Source organism: Enterobacter sp. HSTU-ASh6 (genome assembly GCF_026319105.1).
Classification (GTDB): domain Bacteria; phylum Pseudomonadota; class Gammaproteobacteria; order Enterobacterales; family Enterobacteriaceae; genus Enterobacter; species Enterobacter sichuanensis.
In genome coordinates, this window is the sequence record NZ_WSPD01000010.1 from 123,568 (window position 1) to 140,558 (window position 16,991).

At 58.3% G+C, this 16,991-nt stretch carries 15 protein-coding genes; 5 read left to right on the forward strand and 10 right to left on the reverse strand.

Going from position 1 to position 16,991, the window contains the following annotated elements; all coding sequences use genetic code 11:
- Positions 1 to 24: 24 nt before the first annotated feature.
- The 4 genes from GM298_RS14275 to puuD form a co-directional block, all read right to left on the reverse strand.
- Positions 25 to 1,305 carry an NAD(P)/FAD-dependent oxidoreductase gene (locus tag GM298_RS14275; RefSeq protein WP_266154319.1) on the reverse strand — a complete coding sequence of 427 codons (1,281 nt, stop codon included), beginning with the start codon at positions 1,303 to 1,305 and terminating at the stop codon, positions 25 to 27.
- Positions 1,302 to 2,795, reverse strand: a complete 1,494-nt coding sequence (puuC, locus tag GM298_RS14280; RefSeq protein ID WP_126801185.1) for an aldehyde dehydrogenase PuuC — start codon at positions 2,793 to 2,795, stop codon at positions 1,302 to 1,304. Before puuC ends, GM298_RS14275 begins: the two co-directional genes overlap by 4 nt.
- Before the next feature lie 157 nt (positions 2,796 to 2,952).
- Entirely contained in the window at positions 2,953 to 3,510 is a 558-nt protein-coding gene (gene puuR / locus GM298_RS14285; RefSeq protein WP_008502454.1) for an HTH-type transcriptional regulator PuuR, read from the reverse strand.
- A gap of 25 nt (positions 3,511 to 3,535) precedes the next feature.
- Positions 3,536 to 4,300 (reverse strand): gamma-glutamyl-gamma-aminobutyrate hydrolase, encoded by a 765-nt coding sequence (gene puuD / locus GM298_RS14290; protein ID WP_025758617.1) that lies wholly within the window; start codon positions 4,298 to 4,300, stop codon positions 3,536 to 3,538.
- A 214-nt stretch (positions 4,301 to 4,514) separates the two neighbouring features.
- Between puuD and GM298_RS14295 the strand changes: the two genes are divergently transcribed.
- A complete protein-coding gene (locus GM298_RS14295; RefSeq protein ID WP_013096832.1) occupies positions 4,515 to 5,933 on the forward strand; it encodes a glutamine synthetase family protein in 1,419 nt (472 codons plus the stop codon).
- A gap of 356 nt (positions 5,934 to 6,289) precedes the next feature.
- The gene (locus tag GM298_RS14300) at positions 6,290 to 7,681 is read left to right on the forward strand and encodes an APC family permease (RefSeq protein WP_095449736.1); all 1,392 of its coding nucleotides are present in this window, start codon (positions 6,290 to 6,292) and stop codon (positions 7,679 to 7,681) included.
- A 75-nt stretch (positions 7,682 to 7,756) separates the two neighbouring features.
- Here GM298_RS14300 and GM298_RS14305 read toward each other — a convergent pair whose 3' ends face one another.
- A complete protein-coding gene (locus GM298_RS14305; RefSeq protein ID WP_252087123.1) occupies positions 7,757 to 9,010 on the reverse strand; it encodes an MFS transporter in 1,254 nt (417 codons plus the stop codon).
- 121 nt (positions 9,011 to 9,131) lie between these two features.
- Between GM298_RS14305 and GM298_RS14310 the strand changes: the two genes are divergently transcribed.
- From GM298_RS14310 to bioD, 3 genes are all read left to right on the forward strand, one after another.
- Positions 9,132 to 10,064, forward strand: coding sequence for a LysR family transcriptional regulator (locus tag GM298_RS14310; protein ID WP_095449734.1), 933 nt, complete (start codon positions 9,132 to 9,134; stop codon positions 10,062 to 10,064).
- Between the two features lie 94 nt (positions 10,065 to 10,158).
- On the forward strand, positions 10,159 to 11,379 hold the full coding sequence (gene mlc / locus GM298_RS14315; protein WP_025758620.1) for a sugar metabolism global transcriptional regulator Mlc: 1,221 nt from the start codon (positions 10,159 to 10,161) through the stop codon (positions 11,377 to 11,379).
- Positions 11,380 to 11,509: 130 nt separating this feature from the next.
- Positions 11,510 to 12,205: a dethiobiotin synthase gene (bioD, locus tag GM298_RS14320; RefSeq protein ID WP_266154321.1), complete on the forward strand. Its 696-nt coding sequence runs from the start codon at positions 11,510 to 11,512 to the stop codon at positions 12,203 to 12,205.
- Here the strand turns inward: bioD and clcB are convergent.
- The 5 genes from clcB to osmY all read right to left on the reverse strand — a co-directional run bounded on the left by clcB (position 12,140) and on the right by osmY (position 16,985).
- Positions 12,140 to 13,450, reverse strand: coding sequence for a voltage-gated ClC-type chloride channel ClcB (gene clcB, locus GM298_RS14325; RefSeq protein WP_266154322.1), 1,311 nt, complete (start codon positions 13,448 to 13,450; stop codon positions 12,140 to 12,142). The two genes, bioD and clcB, sit on opposite strands and share 66 nt — an antisense overlap.
- A 102-nt stretch (positions 13,451 to 13,552) precedes the next feature.
- Positions 13,553 to 14,701: an osmoprotectant ABC transporter ATP-binding protein OsmV gene (osmV, locus tag GM298_RS14330; protein ID WP_025758624.1), complete on the reverse strand. Its 1,149-nt coding sequence runs from the start codon at positions 14,699 to 14,701 to the stop codon at positions 13,553 to 13,555.
- Positions 14,701 to 15,348, reverse strand: coding sequence for an osmoprotectant ABC transporter permease OsmW (gene osmW / locus GM298_RS14335; RefSeq protein WP_045284879.1), 648 nt, complete (start codon positions 15,346 to 15,348; stop codon positions 14,701 to 14,703). Before osmW ends, osmV begins: the two co-directional genes overlap by 1 nt.
- An 8-nt stretch (positions 15,349 to 15,356) precedes the next feature.
- On the reverse strand, positions 15,357 to 16,256 hold the full coding sequence (osmX, locus tag GM298_RS14340; RefSeq protein WP_045284878.1) for an osmoprotectant ABC transporter substrate-binding protein OsmX: 900 nt from the start codon (positions 16,254 to 16,256) through the stop codon (positions 15,357 to 15,359).
- Positions 16,257 to 16,274: 18 nt separating this feature from the next.
- Positions 16,275 to 16,985: an osmoprotectant ABC transporter permease OsmY gene (gene osmY, locus GM298_RS14345; protein ID WP_059385289.1), complete on the reverse strand. Its 711-nt coding sequence runs from the start codon at positions 16,983 to 16,985 to the stop codon at positions 16,275 to 16,277.
- Positions 16,986 to 16,991: the final 6 nt, after the last annotated feature.

The following is a 16,991-nucleotide window of genomic DNA, read 5'->3' on the forward strand; positions in this document are numbered from 1 at the left end:
TCAGATACCCTTTTGTCAAAACGATCATACGCCAAGACGATCGCGCAGGCTGTAATACGCCGCGCCCATCGCCGTAAATGGAATCCGCAGGCTGCGGCCGCCCGGGAAGGGGTAGTGCGGGAGGTTGGCAAACGCATCAAAGCGCTCAGCGTCACCGCGCAACAGTTCCGAGATCAGCCGTCCGGCCAGGTGGGTGCAGGTCACGCCGTGGCCGCTGTAGCCCTGCATGTAATAGATGTTTTTATCCAGACGACCAAACTGCGGCATACGCGACAGGGTCAGCAGGAAGTTGCCTGTCCAGCGGTAGTCGATTTTGACGCCGGCCAGCTGAGGGAAGGTTTTCAGCAGCTTTGGCATCACCAGGCGCTCGACATCGTCCGGATCGCGTGCGCCATAGACTACGCCACCGCCGTACAGCAGGCGGTTGTCGGCGGTGAGACGGTAGTAATCCAGCAGGTAGTTACAATCTTCCACGCAGTAGTTATTGGGGATCAGCGTGCGGGCTACCTCTTCCGGCAGCGGGGCGGTGGTCACCACCTGGGTGCCGCAGGGCATGCTGCGTTTTGCCAGTTCCGGTTCTATCTTATCGCCCAGATAGGCATTCCCGGCGACGATCACGTAGCGGGCCGCCACCTGGCCATGCTGTGTGCTCACCACGGCGGGGCTGGTGTGCTGAATGGCGGTGACCGGGGACTGTTCAAACACCCGCCCGCCGTTCAGGCGAATGGCGTCCGCTTCGCCGATCGCCAGGTTCAGCGGATGAATGTGTCCCCCGCTGCGGTCCAGCAGCGCGCCGGTATAGCGTTCGCTGTCGACTTCCCGACGGATGGCGTTGGCGTCCAGCAATTCCAGCTGCGTGTTGCCGTAGCGTTCCCAGTTGGCTTTTTGCTCCTCCAGCGTTTCCAGCTGCTTATGGTTTAACGCCACAAACAACCCGCCGGGACGATAGTCGCACTGAATCTGATAGCGCTGGATACGCTCCCGGATGATCTCTCCGCCTTCAAACATCATGCTCCCGAGGACTCTGGCGGCATCGGGTCCGTAGTTTTTCTCAATCACGTCGATATCGCGGCTGTAGGAGTTAACCAACTGGCCGCCGTTGCGTCCGCTGGCGCCGAAACCAATGCGCGCCCCTTCAAGGAGCACCACGTCGTAGCCCATTTCGGAGAGATGCAGCGCGGAGGAGAGGCCGGTATAGCCGCCGCCCACCACGCACACGTCACAGCTGATCGACTCGTTAAGCGTCGGGAAAGGTTCGTAAGCGTTCGCGCTGGCCGCGTAGTAGCTGGTGGTATGTTCGGTCATGATTGAGACTCCAGGGCAATCCAGATGGTTTTCAGTTCAGTAAATTTTTCGAGCGCGTGCAGGGACTTATCGCGACCGTTGCCGCTCTGCTTATAGCCGCCAAAGGGGACGGTCATATCACCGTCGTTATAGTTATTGACGAAGACTGAGCCTGCTTTCAGGCGGCGGCTCATGCGATGCGCGCGGGAGAGATCGCGGGTCCATAGCGCCGCGCCAAGCCCATATTCACTGTCGTTGGCCAGCGTTAAGGCTTCCTCTTCGGTTTTAAAACGGGTGACGACCAGCACTGGCCCGAAAATCTCGTCCCGGCACAGCGGGGAGTCAGGGTCGATGTCGACAAAAATGGTTGGACCGACTGCGCAAGGCCACGATTGTTCCCGCCCGTCCAGCAGCAGCGTACCTTTCCGGGTTCCCTCGCGAATAAACGTGTGGACGGTATCGGCGTGCCCGGCGTCGATGAGCATCCCCATCGTGTTGTCAGGGTCGAGCGGATCGCCCGGCTGCCAGTGACTGGCCTGCGCTTTCAGCCTTGCCAGAAAGTCATCGGCGATGCTGTCTTCAAGCAGCAGGCGGGTACCGGCGATACAGACTTGCCCCTGGTTGTAAAAAATCCCGGCGGCGGTCGCGCTCACGGCCTTGTCCAGGTCCGGGCAGTCGGCAAAGATAATGTTGGCGCTCTTGCCGCCGGCCTCCAGCCAGACGCGCTTCATGTTGCTTTCTCCCGCGTCCTTTAACAGCTGCTTGCCGGTACGGGTTGAGCCGGTAAACGTCAGCACCTCAACCTCCGGATGCAGTGCCAGCGCCTGGCCCGCTTCGTGGCCGTAACCGCTTATCACATTCAGCACGCCGTCCGGCAGACCCGCCTCTTTCGCCAGCCCGGCCAGCCGCAGGGCGGTGAGCGGTGATTTCTCCGACGGTTTCAATACCACGCTATTGCCCGCGATCAGCGCCGGGCCCAGCTTCCAGCAGGCCAGCAGCAGCGGGAAGTTCCAGGGGACGATGGCCGCGACAACCCCGATCGGCTCGCGCACGATCATCGCCAGCTCGTCCGGACCCGTAGGCGCCACTTCGCCGTAGACTTTATCCGCCGCTTCGGCGTACCAGCGAATGGCGCGAGCCGCACCGGGAATATCGTCGCGCAGGCTATGGCGGATGGGTTTACCGGTGTCCAGTGTTTCCAGCAAGGCCAGCTCTTCGCCGTGGTGTTCCATCAGATCGGCGAGCTTATTTAGCACGGCCTTGCGCTGCGCCGGCGACGCCTGCGACCAGTCACCGCGCTCAAATACCTCACGCGCGGCCTGAACCGCGCGGTCCACGTCCGCCTGCTTGCCCCGGGCCACGTTCGCCAGCGTCTGTTGGGTAGCAGGATTGACGGTTGCAAACGTGGCATTATCGGCGGCGTCACAATAAACACCGTTAATAAATAACCGGGTCTCAATGGCGCTGTTTTTTACTTTATCCTGCCAGTAAGTCAGGTGCTGAAAATGCATATTCACTCCTTTCTTTCGCAATCAGATAAATAAAGGCATGGCCGTTTCAGGCAATACGAAGCCGTGAGGCATCCCGGGAATTAACCCGTTGAATGCCGACATTGATCGTTTTTATTTGTCCCGGCGTAAGCGTGCTTACGCCGGGACTGAGTGGTAATTAGAACGTGGTGGGGGTGTGGGCACTGATAATGCGGCAGATGCCTGCCGAGGTGTTGCTGAAGCTGTGCGGTATGCCGGTATTGATGGCATAGCTCTGCCCCGCAACCAGGTGATATTGCTGGCCATTAATGGTCAGCAATATTTCACCTTCCAGTATCGTACCGATCTCCTCACCCTGGTGTTTGATCCTCTCTCCGGTCGTGGTTCCAGGCTGGTAAGTTTCAAAAATCATCGCCAGCGTACGGTTCGGATTTCCGTTATGAACCAGCTTCATCGAAACCCCCTGACTGCCTATTTCGATAAGGTCTTCCTGATTAATAACCACCTGCGGTTCATCAGGTTTTTCCGGTTCCGAAAAGAATTCCGAGAGCGACAGCCCATAGACTTTCAGCAGCTTTTGTAGCGTACTGATGGCAGGACTGACTTTGTCCTGCTCAATGGTGCTGATGGCACTGTGTGTTAACCCAGACAGTTCGGCGGCACGCCGCTGCGAGAGACCCAGCTGCTGGCGGATCTCAGACAGACGTTTCCCTGGCGCCAGTCCGTCATCGCTCATAGTTGCATTTCCTTTACGGTAGTGGTCAAAGCCGTTGCTTCTCGGCAATGTGGCTTTGACAGGCGGTGATAAAACCTTCAAACAACATACGGGACAGGGCGTACTCGCTGCTGTTCCATTCGGGGTGCCATTGCACACCGAGGGCAAAAGGGTGGTCATGAACGCTAACCGCTTCGACCAGCCCGTCCGTCGAGCGGGCCTCCACGCGGAGCCGTGGTCCTAACGTTCGTGCGCCTTGCCCGTGTAACGAGTTTACCCAAAATGTGTTACAGCCTGGTATTAATTGAGACAGCAGTCCTCCCTCCTGAACCTGAACTTCATGAGACGGGGCGTATTGTAGCTCAACCGGCAGTTCAGGATCTTCCCGGTGCTCAAGCAGGTCGTTCTGCTCGAACAGGCGGCGATACAGCGTCCCTCCCGTCGCAACAACCAGTTCCTGCAGCCCCCGGCAGATGGCGAAAATGGGGATGCGCCTTTCGAGCGCGGCGGCAATCAACGCCATACTCAGAAGATCTCGCCCGGGATCGGCGTTAGGCTCATCGCCGTTTTCACCATACAGGTGCGGCTGCACGTTACTGGGGCTGCCCGGAAGGTAAATCCCGTCCAGGGTGGGCAGCAGAGCGGTAATGAGCTCTGGCTCCGCCAGCGCATGCGGTAAGGCAATAGGTAAGCCTCCCGCGTTAATAATGGCATTCAGGTACTTTTCTTGCAGGGTCTGGGTCTCATGACCCTTAAGCCTGTTTCTACACATCACCACGCCAATGACTGGCTTGTTCATTATATTTTCCATGATCGCCCTCACAAAGTGGACTAAATTTAGGCCATTATCGCCTGTTAAACGGCCTTTTCGTTCAATATTTTCTCAATCTAGCAACGAGATCTGCCTTTTGCAAACTTAATTTAACATTTGACAAACAAATTATTTGCATACAGATTCGATAGGGTGGACATTATATTTGACAGTCCAGAGCAGCGAACGCAAATCCCAAAAACGGTGGTAAATCATGGAAACCAATATCGTAGAAGTTGAGAACTTTGTGCAGCACACGGATGAGAGGCGGGGCAGCGCCTTCACACAGGAAGTGAAGCGCTATTTAGAAAAGTATCCTGACACCCAGTTTATTGATGTCCTCCTGACCGACCTGAACGGCTGTTTTCGCGGCAAACGCATCCCGGTTGCCGGGCTGAGCAAACTTGAAAAAGGCTGCTATTTCCCGGCATCGGTTTTCGCCATGGACATTTTAGGTAACGTAGTGGAAGAGGCGGGCCTGGGGCAGGAGCTCGGCGAGCCGGACTGTATCTGTGTGCCGGTGCCGGGCACCCTGACACCGTCCGCCGCCGACCCGGAATACATTGGTCAGGTGCAGCTCACCATGGTCGATGAAGATGGCGCTCCCTTTGACGTTGAGCCGCGGAACGTACTCAACCGACTCTGGCAGCAGCTACGCCAGCGCGGTCTGTTCCCCGTGGTAGCGGTAGAGCTGGAGTTCTATTTACTTGACCGTAAACGCGATGCCGACGGCTATCTGCAGCCCCCCTGCGCGCCGGGCACCGACGTGCGTAACACTCAGAGTCAGGTCTACTCGGTTGATAATCTGAACCACTTTGCTGACGTGCTGAATGACATCGACGAACTGGCGCAGCTGCAGTTGATCCCCGCCGACGGGGCAGTGGCTGAGGCCTCCCCGGGCCAGTTTGAGATTAACCTGCACCATACGGAAAACGTGCTCGATGCCTGCGATGATGCGCTGGCGCTAAAACGTCTCGTCAGGCAGATGGCGGAAAAACATAAGATGCACGCCACGTTTATGGCAAAGCCGTATGAAGAGCATGCGGGCAGCGGGATGCATATCCACATCAGCATGCAAAACAACAGAGGCGAGAACGTGTTCGCAGACGCCAGCGGCGAGGATTCCGCGCTGCTGAAACGCGCCCTGGCCGGGATGATCGATCTGATGCCAGCGTCCATGGCGCTGCTGGCACCGAACGTCAACTCCTACCGCCGTTTCCAGCCGGGAATGTACGTGCCGACACAGGCGTCATGGGGTCACAATAATCGCACCGTTGCCCTGCGTATCCCCTGCGGCGATCGCCATAACCATCGGGTCGAATACCGGGTGGCGGGAGCAGACGCGAATCCGTATCTGGTGATGGCGGCGATTTTTGCCGGGATTTTACATGGTCTGGATAACGATTTACCCCTGCAGGAAGAAGTTGAAGGTAATGGTCTGGAGCAGGACGGACTACCATTCCCGATTCGTCAGAGCGATGCGCTGTGGGAATTTATGCAAAACGATCACCTTCGCGAGCGCCTGGGCGAACGTTTCTGCCACGTCTATCACGCCTGCAAAAATGATGAATTACTGCAGTTTGAACGCCTGATTACCGAAACGGAAATCGAGTGGATGCTGAAAAACGCCTGATGACGTGCCCCGGTAAGGGGCCGCTTTGTTTCATCGCGTACGTATCACCAAACGGCCTGCGCGGAGCCTGGCCGAACTGTTCGCTGGCACGCCAGCTATCTCCCGGGAGTCGCGTTATGGAGAGCAGGCGGCACAGGGATTTTCTTAACGACACTGTGTGACGAGGTAGGAAATGATGCAGATGTTCAACTATCCGCAGGGCGAAGGGGGCCGGTCAGGCTCCTGCTGTGAGTGCGAGCCAGAGACGGTGTGCTGGTCCGATCGCGTATGTTCTTTACAACTTCCCCCTTTGCTAAGCAGGTTTGCGTTAAGGACAACGCGATTGCAAACCACGGTAAGCATGGGGGGGACGGTTTATGGCGACTAACACGTCTCTTGACTCGTCGGGCATGACCGGAAGAACCCGGCTGCGCAGCTCCCTCAAGCTCTGGCAGGTGGTCATGATGGGGCTGGCTTACCTCACCCCCATGACCGTGTTTGATACCTTCGGCATTGTGTCCGGTATCAGCAATGGCCACGTGCCCGCCTCGTATCTCCTGGCGCTGGCTGGCGTCATGTTTACCGCCATCAGCTACGGCAAGCTGGTACGACAGTTCCCGGAAGCGGGCTCTGCGTACACCTACACGCAGAAATCGATCGGACCCCACCTGGGTTTTATGGTCGGCTGGTCATCGCTGCTGGACTATCTCTTCCTGCCGATGATCAACGTGCTGCTGGCGAAGATCTACCTTTCCGCGTTGTTCCCTGAAGTCCCGCCGTGGGTCTGGGTGGTGGGGTTTGTGACGATCCTGACGCTGGCGAACCTGAAGAGCGTTAATTTGGTCGCCAACTTTAATACCCTGTTTGTGCTGGTGCAGATCGCCATCATGGTGGTATTTGTCATACTCGTGGTGCATGGCCTGCACAAGGGGGAGGGCGTCGGCACCGTCTGGTCGCTCCAGCCGTTTATCAGCGAGAACGCACACCTGATCCCCATTATTACCGGCGCGACTATCGTCTGCTTCTCTTTCCTCGGCTTTGACGCGGTCACCACCCTGTCGGAAGAGACGCCAAACGCGGCGCGGGTGATCCCCAAAGCCATTTTCCTGACCGCACTGTATGGCGGGCTGATATTTATTGTTGCCTCGTTTTTCATGCAGCTCTTTTTCCCGACGATCGCGCGCTTCAAGAACCCGGACGCCGCGCTGCCGGAAATCGCGCTGTACGTGGGCGGCAAGCTCTTCCAGTCGGTGTTTCTGTGTACCACGTTTGTGAATACGCTCGCTTCAGGCCTGGCCTCGCACGCCAGCGTCTCACGCTTGCTGTATGTGATGGGGCGTGACAACGTCTTTCCGGAGCGGGTGTTTGGTTACGTGCATCCGAAATGGCGTACGCCGGCTTTGAACGTTATTATGGTGGGGATCGTGGCGCTGTCGGCCCTGTACTTTGATCTCGTGACCGCGACGGCGCTGATCAACTTTGGCGCACTGGTGGCGTTTACGTTTGTTAATCTCTCGGTGTACAACCATTTCTGGCGGCGTAAGGGGCTGAACAAAACGTGGAAAGATAGGTTCCACTATCTCCTGTTGCCACTCATTGGTGCCGTAACGGTCGGCGTGCTGTGGATAAACCTCGAAGCGACGTCCTTGACGCTTGGCCTCATCTGGGCGGCACTGGGGATCCTTTACCTGACGTGGCTAACGCGCCGTTTTCGGAAACCGCCTCCGCAGTTTGAAGCCGGTAAGATAGAGCAGGCCTGGGATTCCTGAACGTAAAACGGCACCAGTACGCTGGTGCCGTTTATCCGTAGCGCTCGTCTTACCGGACATCTTCCCGCAAGCGTGTTACCTCAGACGTTTATGAAGGCTTCCCCCCACCAGCAGCGCCGCGCAGAGCATCAGTGCGATAAAGCCGCCCACGCCGTTCCAGCCGTAGTGATGCCAGAACACGCCGCCGAGCGTCCCGGCGATGCTGGAACCCAGATAATAGCTAAACAGATACAGCGACGATGCCTGGCCTTTGGCGCGCCGTGCGCGCGGGCCAATCCAGCTGCTGGCGACCGAGTGGGCGGCAAAGAACCCTGCGGAGAAGAGCAGCATGCCGGCAAAAATCAGCCACAGGGAGGAGAAGAGGGTCAGCAGCAGGCCGACGAGCATCACTGCCGTGAAGAACAGCATCACCGGACCGCGCCCATAGCGTGCGGTCATCGCCCCGGCTTTTGGCGAACTCCAGGTGCCGGTCAGGTACGCTACGGAAAGCAGACCCACCACCGCCTGGCTCAGATGCCACGGAGAGAGCATCAGGCGATAGCCAATATAGTTAAACAGCGTAACGAAGGCACCCATCAGCAGGAAGCCGGTCAGGAACAGGCGCGGCAGTCCCTTATCGCGCCAGTGCAGGCGGAAGTTGATAAAAAGCGTTTTTGGGCGCAACGAGGTTGGACGAAAATGGCGCGACTCCGGCAGAATTTTCCAGAACATCAGTGCGGATGCCAGCGCAAAACAGCCGATCACCGCCAGCGCAATTCGCCAGCTAAAGAAGTCCGTGAAAACCCCGCTCAGCAGGCGTCCGCTCATGCCGCCAATCGAGTTCCCGCTGATGTAAAGCCCCATCGAGAACGCCACAAAACTCGGGTGGATCTCCTCGCTGAGGTAGGTCATCCCGACCGCCGCCACCCCGCTGAGCGATAGCCCAATCAGCGCGCGCATCACCAGAATGCCGTGCCAGCTGGTCATCATGGTTGAGAGCAACGTACAGACCGAGGCCAGCATCAGGGCGGTCACCATTACCTGTTTACGGCCGATGGCGTCGGACAGCGGGCCGGTAAAGAGCAGGCCAATCGCCAGCATAGCGGTTGAAATGGAGAGCGATACGCTGCTGCTGGCAGGTGATACGCCAAATTCGTGCGAAAGCACGGGCAGGATCGGCTGAACACAATAGAGCAGGGCGAAGGTTGCCAGACCGGCTGAAAAGAGCGCCAGCGTGACGCGCATAAATTGGGGGGTACCACGTTTAATGAACTGAACCGGCTGCGATGCTGCAGGTAAATCATTGATATCGCTTGCCGGATCGATACCAATCGTAGTTGTACGACTCACACAGTTTCCTTGCTTAAACATCCCCGTGATTTCTGGTGACGGGTATGACCACACCTTCAGGGTAGGAAAATGTAAATATTCTGTCTAATATATTAATAATCTCAAATGATACTTTAAAAATATGAATATCGAGCTGCGTCACCTTCGCTATTTTGTCGCTGTCGCTGAGGAGCTGCATTTTGGCCGTGCGGCGGCACGGCTGAATATCTCTCAGCCGCCCTTAAGCCAGCAGATTCAGATCCTGGAGCAGCAGGTCGGAGCGCGTCTCCTGGCCCGCACCAACCGCAGCGTGAGCCTGACGGCGGCGGGGAAACAGTTTCTTGTCGACAGCCGACAGATCCTGAATATGGTTGAGGATGCCGCCGCCCGGGCTGAACGGCTGTATCTCGGTGAGACCGGGGAGCTGCGCATCGGGTTTACCTCGTCCGCACCGTTTATCAGCGCCGTCTCGGAGACCCTGTCGTCATTTCGCCGCCATTTCCCCGATGTTCATATTCAGACGCGTGAAATCAATACCCGCGAGCAGATCGCGCCGCTCAATGAAGGTACGCTGGATCTGGGGTTGATGCGCAATACCCAACTGCCGGACACGCTGGCATGGGAGGTGATTCTGCGCGAACCGCTGATGGCTATGATCCCTCACGATCACCCCCTGGCCTCGCGTCCGACGGTTTCACTGGCCGAACTGGCAAAAGAGCCGTTTGTCTTTTTTGACCCGCAGGTTGGGACGGGGCTGTATGACGATATCCTGGGGCTGATGCGCCGCTACGATCTTGCCCCGGTTATTACCCAGGAAGTGGGGGAGGCGATGACCATTATTGGCCTGGTCGCCGCTGGGCTGGGGGTTTCTATTCTCCCGGCCTCCTTTAAGCGGGTGCAGTTGCGCGAAATGCGCTGGGTTCCCCTCGCGCAAGAGGATGCTGTGTCAGAGATGTGGCTGGTCTGGTCAAAACATCGTGAACAGAGTCATGCCGCACAGCGTTTCAAACAGCAGCTCATTAACGCCTCATCGGGGCGAGATTTTGTGGCAAAAGGTGGTAAAAACGTGCGGTAAATCACATGGCTAAGTAAATATTTGACGCCGGCCATGGAAGTGCTTCACCATAGCCAAAAGTTTATTTCGATGCTCGAAAATAAGGGAGTACGAGGTGGTTGCTGATAGTCAGCCAGGGCACATTGATCAGATTAAGCAGACCAACGCTGGCGCGGTGTATCGCCTGATTGATCAGCTTGGTCCGGTTTCGCGTATCGATCTTTCGCGCCTGGCACAACTGGCACCTGCCAGTATCACCAAGATTGTCCGCGAAATGCTGGAAGCGCACCTGGTTCAGGAAACGGAAATTCAGGAGCCGGGCAGCCGTGGCCGTCCGGCAGTCGGGCTGGTGGTCGAGACGGAAGCCTGGCACTACCTGTCACTGCGCATCAGCCGCGGGGAGATTTTCCTTGCCCTGCGGGATCTGAGCAGCAAGCTGGTGGTGGAAGACCGGCTTGAGCTGCCGCTCAACGCTGAGCAACCGCTCCTCGAGTCGATTGTGTCGCATATCGATCGCTTCTTTATCCGTCATCAACAGCGGCTGGAACGCTTAACGGCGATTGCCATCACCATGCCGGGCATCATTGATACCGAAAATGGCATTGTTCACCGCATGCCGTTTTACGACGACGTCAAAGAGATGCCGCTGGGTGAAGTGCTGAAAAACCATACCGGCGTGCCGGTCTATATTCAGCATGACATCAGCGCCTGGACAATGGCGGAGGCGCTGTTTGGTGCCTCGCGCGGGGCGCGGGATGTGATTCAGGTGGTCATCGATCATAACGTCGGGGCGGGCGTGATCACCGACGGGCGTCTTCTCCACGCTGGCAGCAGCAGCCTCGTGGAGATTGGCCATACTCAGGTCGACCCGTACGGTAAGCGTTGCTATTGCGGCAACCACGGCTGTCTGGAGACCATTGCCAGCGTGGAAAGCGTGCTGGAGCTGGCGCAGGTGAGGCTAGGCCAGTCCATGAGCTCTTCGCTGCATGGACAACCCCTGACGGTAGATTCACTCTGCGCCGCGGCTCGCCAGGGCGATCTGCTGGCGAAGGACATCATTACCGGCGTGGGGAATAACGTGGGCCGCATTCTGGCCATCATGGTGAACCTCTTTAACCCGCAAAAAATCCTCATTGGCTCGCCGCTCAGCCAGGCGGCGGAGATCCTGTTCCCGGCGATCTCGGCCTGCATTCACCAGCAGTCGCTCCCTGCGTACAGCAAAAATATTGCGGTAGAAAGCACCCAGTTTTCCAACCAGGGGACGATGGCCGGCGCAGCGCTGGTCAAGGACGCCATGTATAACGGCTCGCTGCTGATCCGCCTGCTGCAGGGCTAACTCTTTTCCGCAGATGTAAGAAAAATTGCGCTATCTCAAGCCGGGTAGCGCACGCATCCCGTAGACTTCCTCCACTGAATTATTTACCTGGTTTATATTTTCGAAGCATACCCAAGAGGTGGAGTGAGTCATGCTTAAGCGTTTCTTTGTTACTGGTACAGATACCTCTGTCGGCAAGACCGTCGTATCCCGCGCATTGCTGCAGGCGCTGGCAGCAAGCGGTAAACGCGTGGCAGGGTACAAGCCGGTCGCAAAAGGGAGTAAAGAGACGCCAGAGGGATTGCGTAATAAAGACGCCCTGGTACTGCAAAGCGTCTCGTCACTGGAACTGCCTTATCACGCGGTCAATCCTGTTGCGTTAAGCGAAGAGGAGAGCAGCGTGGCGCATAGCGGTATGATCAATTATCCGCTGCTGTCCGACGGGCTGGCGAACCTTTGCGAGAAGGTCGATCACGTGGTGGTTGAAGGCACGGGCGGCTGGCGCAGCCTGATGAATGACCTGCGTCCGCTCTCTGAATGGGTGGTGCAGGAACAGCTTCCGGTGGTTATGGTCGTGGGTATCCAGGAAGGGTGCATCAACCATGCGCTGCTGACCGCGCAGGCGATTGCCAATGACGGCCTGCCGCTGATTGGCTGGGTGGCAAACCGAATCAACCCGGGCCTGGCGCACTACGCTGAAATCATCGACGTGCTGAGCACCAAGCTGCCGGGGCCGCTGGTGGGAGAATTGCCTTATCTGCCCCGCGCCGAACAGCGCGAGCTAGCGCAATACATCGATCTCTCGGCCCTCGGTGGCGTGTTGACCGTAGACCGAGTCGTGGCGTAACGTTCGCGACAGCACGGACGCCAGCACGCAGGCGACCAGCAAGCCGGGCAGTAAAAAATATTGTCCGGTCATTTCACAGACCATCAGCGCCGACATAATAGGCGCATGGGTGGTGGCGGCGAGCAGCGTTGCCATCCCCGCCAGCCCCAGCAAAATCGCCGTTTCAGACCCCGGTAACCACAGCGCGAAGAGTTGGGCGAATAGCATGCCTGTCGCCATGCCGACAAACAGCGTGGGCGTAAATACCCCGCCCGGCGCTCCTGAGCCGCTGCTGGCCAGCACCGCCAGCAATTTACAGATAAACACCCCGGCAATCACCGTCAGGACCGGCGGGGCGAGCAGAAAAGCCTGAACCACGCTGTAGCCATTCCCCCACACCTTAGGCGTGAGGAGGGACAGCAGCCCGACGATCAAACCACCGAGCGCCAGCTGCCACGGCGGAGAAAGTTTAAGACGCAGGAACAGCCCGTGGCTGAAGTCCATCAGCCACATCAGCAGCGGTCCGCAGAGCCCTGCCAGCAGACCCATGGCGACCAGCAGGCCATAATCCGCCGCGGTGAGCATACCGCTCAGATGCACGGCGTAGAGCGTACCCGCGCCCGGTGCGAGGAGCTGCGTGGTGAGAAGCGCCACGACCGCGGCGATCGCTACAGGGCCGAGCGAGGCCAGCATCAGGGTGCCAAACAGGATCTCTGCAATGAACAGGCTGCCGGCTAAGGGCGCATGATAAGCACTGGCCATCCCGGCGGCGGCACCGCAGGCGATCCATAACTTCCATTCGGATTTGGGCGTAAAGCGCCGGGCAAAGAAGGAGGCGGCGAGAGCGGCAAGCAGGATCATCGCCCCTTCACGCCCGATGGCGCTGCCGCTGGCCACGACCAGCAGCGACGCCAGGGATTTCACAAGGCTGGCGCCGTAATCAAACTGGCCGTCGCCCGTCTCCAGCGCTTCCATATAATCGGTGGGCGCATGAGGCCGCTGGGCGGTCAGCCGTTGCCATCCCCAGAGCAGCAGCCCGGCAGCCAGCCCGCCCAGCGCGGGCGTCAGCGCACGCCGCAAGGGAGAGAGCGACGCGGCAGCATTCACCAGGCTGCCGCTGTCGTTGCTGAGAAGCAGCCACTCCAGCAGGTACATGCTGTGACGGAACACCGCAACGGCCAGCGCGGCCAGCACGCCGGTGACGGAGGCAATCAGCAGGCGACGAAACATCGCGCGGATGTCGGGATACGTATGAAGACGTTGCATGAGTCGTAATTAAACAGGAACGATACGATATTGTGGCGGGAAATCGCGGGGTTAGCAAAAGGTCTGCGTGCGAAAAAGCCGGGCAAAGCCCGGCCGGAAAGGTTAGCTCTCGCTGTGAATATTCAGCGCCCGACGCGTACGGCCGGAACTGAGGTACTCGGCAATATAGTCCTGGGAAATCTCGCCATTGTAGCGCCCGTCCTCATCCACAATCGGCATCCAGCTGGTATTACTCTCATACAGACGTGACAGCACCACGCGCAGGTTATCTTCCGCTTTGCCGGTCATGCGGAACGGATGCAGAATATCGGCGCAGGTACCGCTGGCGTTACGCGCTTCGCGACGCTTCACGAAGCCCAGCGGTTTGCCGTGCTCATCGACCACCGTCACGGCACGAATGTCATTATCATCCATGGTGGCAAAGGCTTCCGGAAGCGGCGTAGAGCCGCGTACCGTAATGGTTGGCTGCTGGTCGGTCACGTCACCTGCGGAGACCAGCAGCAGGCGTTTCAGGGTGCGGTCCTGGCCGACGAACGAGCCGACAAACTCATTCGCCGGTTTCGCCAGCAGTTCATCCGGGCTGGCGCACTGGACGATTTTCCCCTGCCGGAATACCGCGATACGGTCGCCAAGCTTCAGAGCCTCATCGATATCGTGGCTGACCAGCATGACGGTTTTTTTCAGCTTGCGCTGCATCTCCAGGAACTGGTTCTGGATCACCTCGCGGTTGATCGGGTCCACCGCGCCGAAAGGTTCATCCATCAGCAGTACCGGAGGATCGGCCGCCAGGGCGCGAATGACGCCAATGCGCTGCTGTTGCCCGCCGGACATCTCGCGCGGATAGCGGTGGAGAAACTTATGCGGATCCATCGCCACCATATCCATCAGCGCTTCGGCGCGGGCTTTACAGCGCGCTTTATCCCAGCCCAGCATGCGCGGTACGACGGTGATGTTCTCTTCAATGGTCATGTTCGGAAACAGCCCAATCTGCTGGATGACGTAGCCAATGTTGCGGCGCAGGGTCACGGTATCCATGCCGCTGGTGTCTTCACCGTTAATCAGGATCGTCCCGCTGCTGGGGGTAATGAGACGGTTAATCATTTTCAGGGTGGTGGTTTTCCCGCAGCCGGACGGGCCGAGCAGGACGCACATTTCCCCTTCGGGCACGTTCAGGTTGACGTTGTCGACGGCCCTGAAGGTCTGGCCGTGCTTCTGTGAAAAGTGTTTGGTGAGGTTTTCCAGTTTTATCATTATCGAATCCCCTTTGGAGTCAGAACCACCTGCAGACGGTGCAGCAGCCAGTCGAGCACAATCGCTAAAAGACAAATCATCAGCGCGCCCGCAATCAACATGCGAATATCGCTTCCGCCGATACCGTTGAGCAGCAGCAGGCCGAGCCCGCCCGCGCCGATCACCGCGGCAATCGCCATCACGCCGATGTTCATCACCACGGCGGTGCGGATCCCGCCAAAAATCACCGGCAGCGCCATCGGGATTTCAACCCAGCGCAGGCGCTGCCAGAAGGTCATGCCGATACCGCGCCCGGCTTCGCGCAGCCCCGGCGGCAGGCTGTCGAGCGCGGTGTGGGTGTTACGCACAATCGGCAGCAGCGAATAGAGAAACACCGCCGTGATGGCGGGCAGGGCGCCAATTCCCTGACCGATCAGCGAAAACAGCGGTATCATCAGGCCAAACAGGGCAATAGACGGGATGGTCAGCACGATAGTGGCGAGTCCCAGCACCGGCGTCGCCAGCCACTTGTGACGCACAATCAAAATGCCCAGCGGGACGCCGATGAGAATGGCTAAGCCTACGGCCAGCGCCACCAGCCACAGATGTTGCAGCGTCAGGGTCAGCAGGTAGTCCCGGTTGTCCAGAATGTAGTGAATCGTCTCCATAGCGCCTCCTACAGCAACTGTTTGCTACGCAGGAAATCTCGGGCGACCTGCTGCGGTGACTGATGGTCGATATCCACCTTCTTGTTCAGTTCGGTGATAACGTCGTTATTGAGCTGGGCGGAGAGGGTGTTGAGCGCCTCTTCCAGGCCCGGGTTGGCCTCCAGCGTCTCCTTACGCACCACCGGGGTGACCGCATAGCTCGGGAAGAAGCCTTTATCATCCTCCAGCACTTTCAGGTCAAAGCCCTTCACGCGCCCGTCGGTGGTGTAGACCAGTCCTGCATCAACAAAACCATCGCGCACCGCGTTATAGACCAGACCGGGATCCATCTGGCGGATCTGCGGGCGGTCCAGGGTCATGTGATAGGCCGCCTGCAGCGGCTTCATGCCGTCGCTGCGCCCGGCAAATTCCAGGTCTAAGCCCAGCAGCCAGTTTTTATCCGGGTTGGTTTTACGGACCTGTTCAATTTTCGCCACCATCTCTGACATGGTGTTGATATGTTCCGCCTCGGCGCGCTTGCGCTGCATGGCGAAGGCATAGGTGTTGTTCATGTCGGCGGGCTTGAGCCATACCAGACCGTGTTTCGCGTCCAGGCGTTTCACCGTCTCGTAAGACGCCTGCGGCGACATGCGCTTGTTGATGTGGTTAAAGATGATTAATGACGTGCCGGTGTACTCCCACGTCATATCAATCTGCTTGTTAATCATCGCGTTACGGGAAATTACCGTGGCGATATTGGTTTGCGGCTGCACCTGAAAGCCTTTCTTTTGCAGGTACTGCACGGTCATCGCCGAGAGAATATGCTGCTCGGTAAAGCTCTTGGTCGCCAGAATCAGCGGGGCCGCCATCGCCTGACCGGTAAACAGCACCGCGGCACACAGCGCCGCCAGGCAGGAAATCAGTCTCATAAAAGCTCCTTGTTATTGTTATCGGGGGAGATGGGGACTCATCACGCGACCCAGCGCCGCCAGCAGGCTATCGAGGATCAGGGCGAACAGAGCGGTGGCCGCCGCGCCGAGGATCAGGGTCGGGAAATCGTTCAGATAGATGCCGGGGAAAATCAGCTCGCCGTAGCTGCTGGCGCCAATCAGGAACGCCAGCGGCGCGGTACCGACGTTAATGGCGGTGGCGATGCGGATCCCCGAGAGCATGACCGGCCAGGCGTTCGGCAGCTCGACCTGACGCAGACGCTGCCATCGGGTCATCCCAATCCCGTTTGCGGCTTCCAGTAACGACGCCGGGACCGCGCACAGCCCGGCGTAGGTATTGCGCACAATCGGCAGCAGCGAGGCGAGGAAGAGGGCGATAATGGCGGGCGTATCGCCGATGCCAATCACCACCATCGCCAGCGCCAGCACGGCCAGCGGCGGCAGCGTATTGCCGACGTTGAAGATTTGCATCACGTATTCGGCGATCCCCCGCGCCGCCGGGCGGCTCAGCAGGATCCCGGCCGGAATACCCACCAGCAGGGCAAAAAACATCGACGAGAAAACCAGAATCATATGCTGTTGCCCGAGATAAAGCAGGTCTACCTGGCGCGCCCTGATTGTCTCCAGCCCAATACCCCAGACGAGGAGGGCGAGGACCACCAGAATGGCGCCGACAAACAGCAGCGAACGTTTGAGTAATGGGTGCATTGCGGT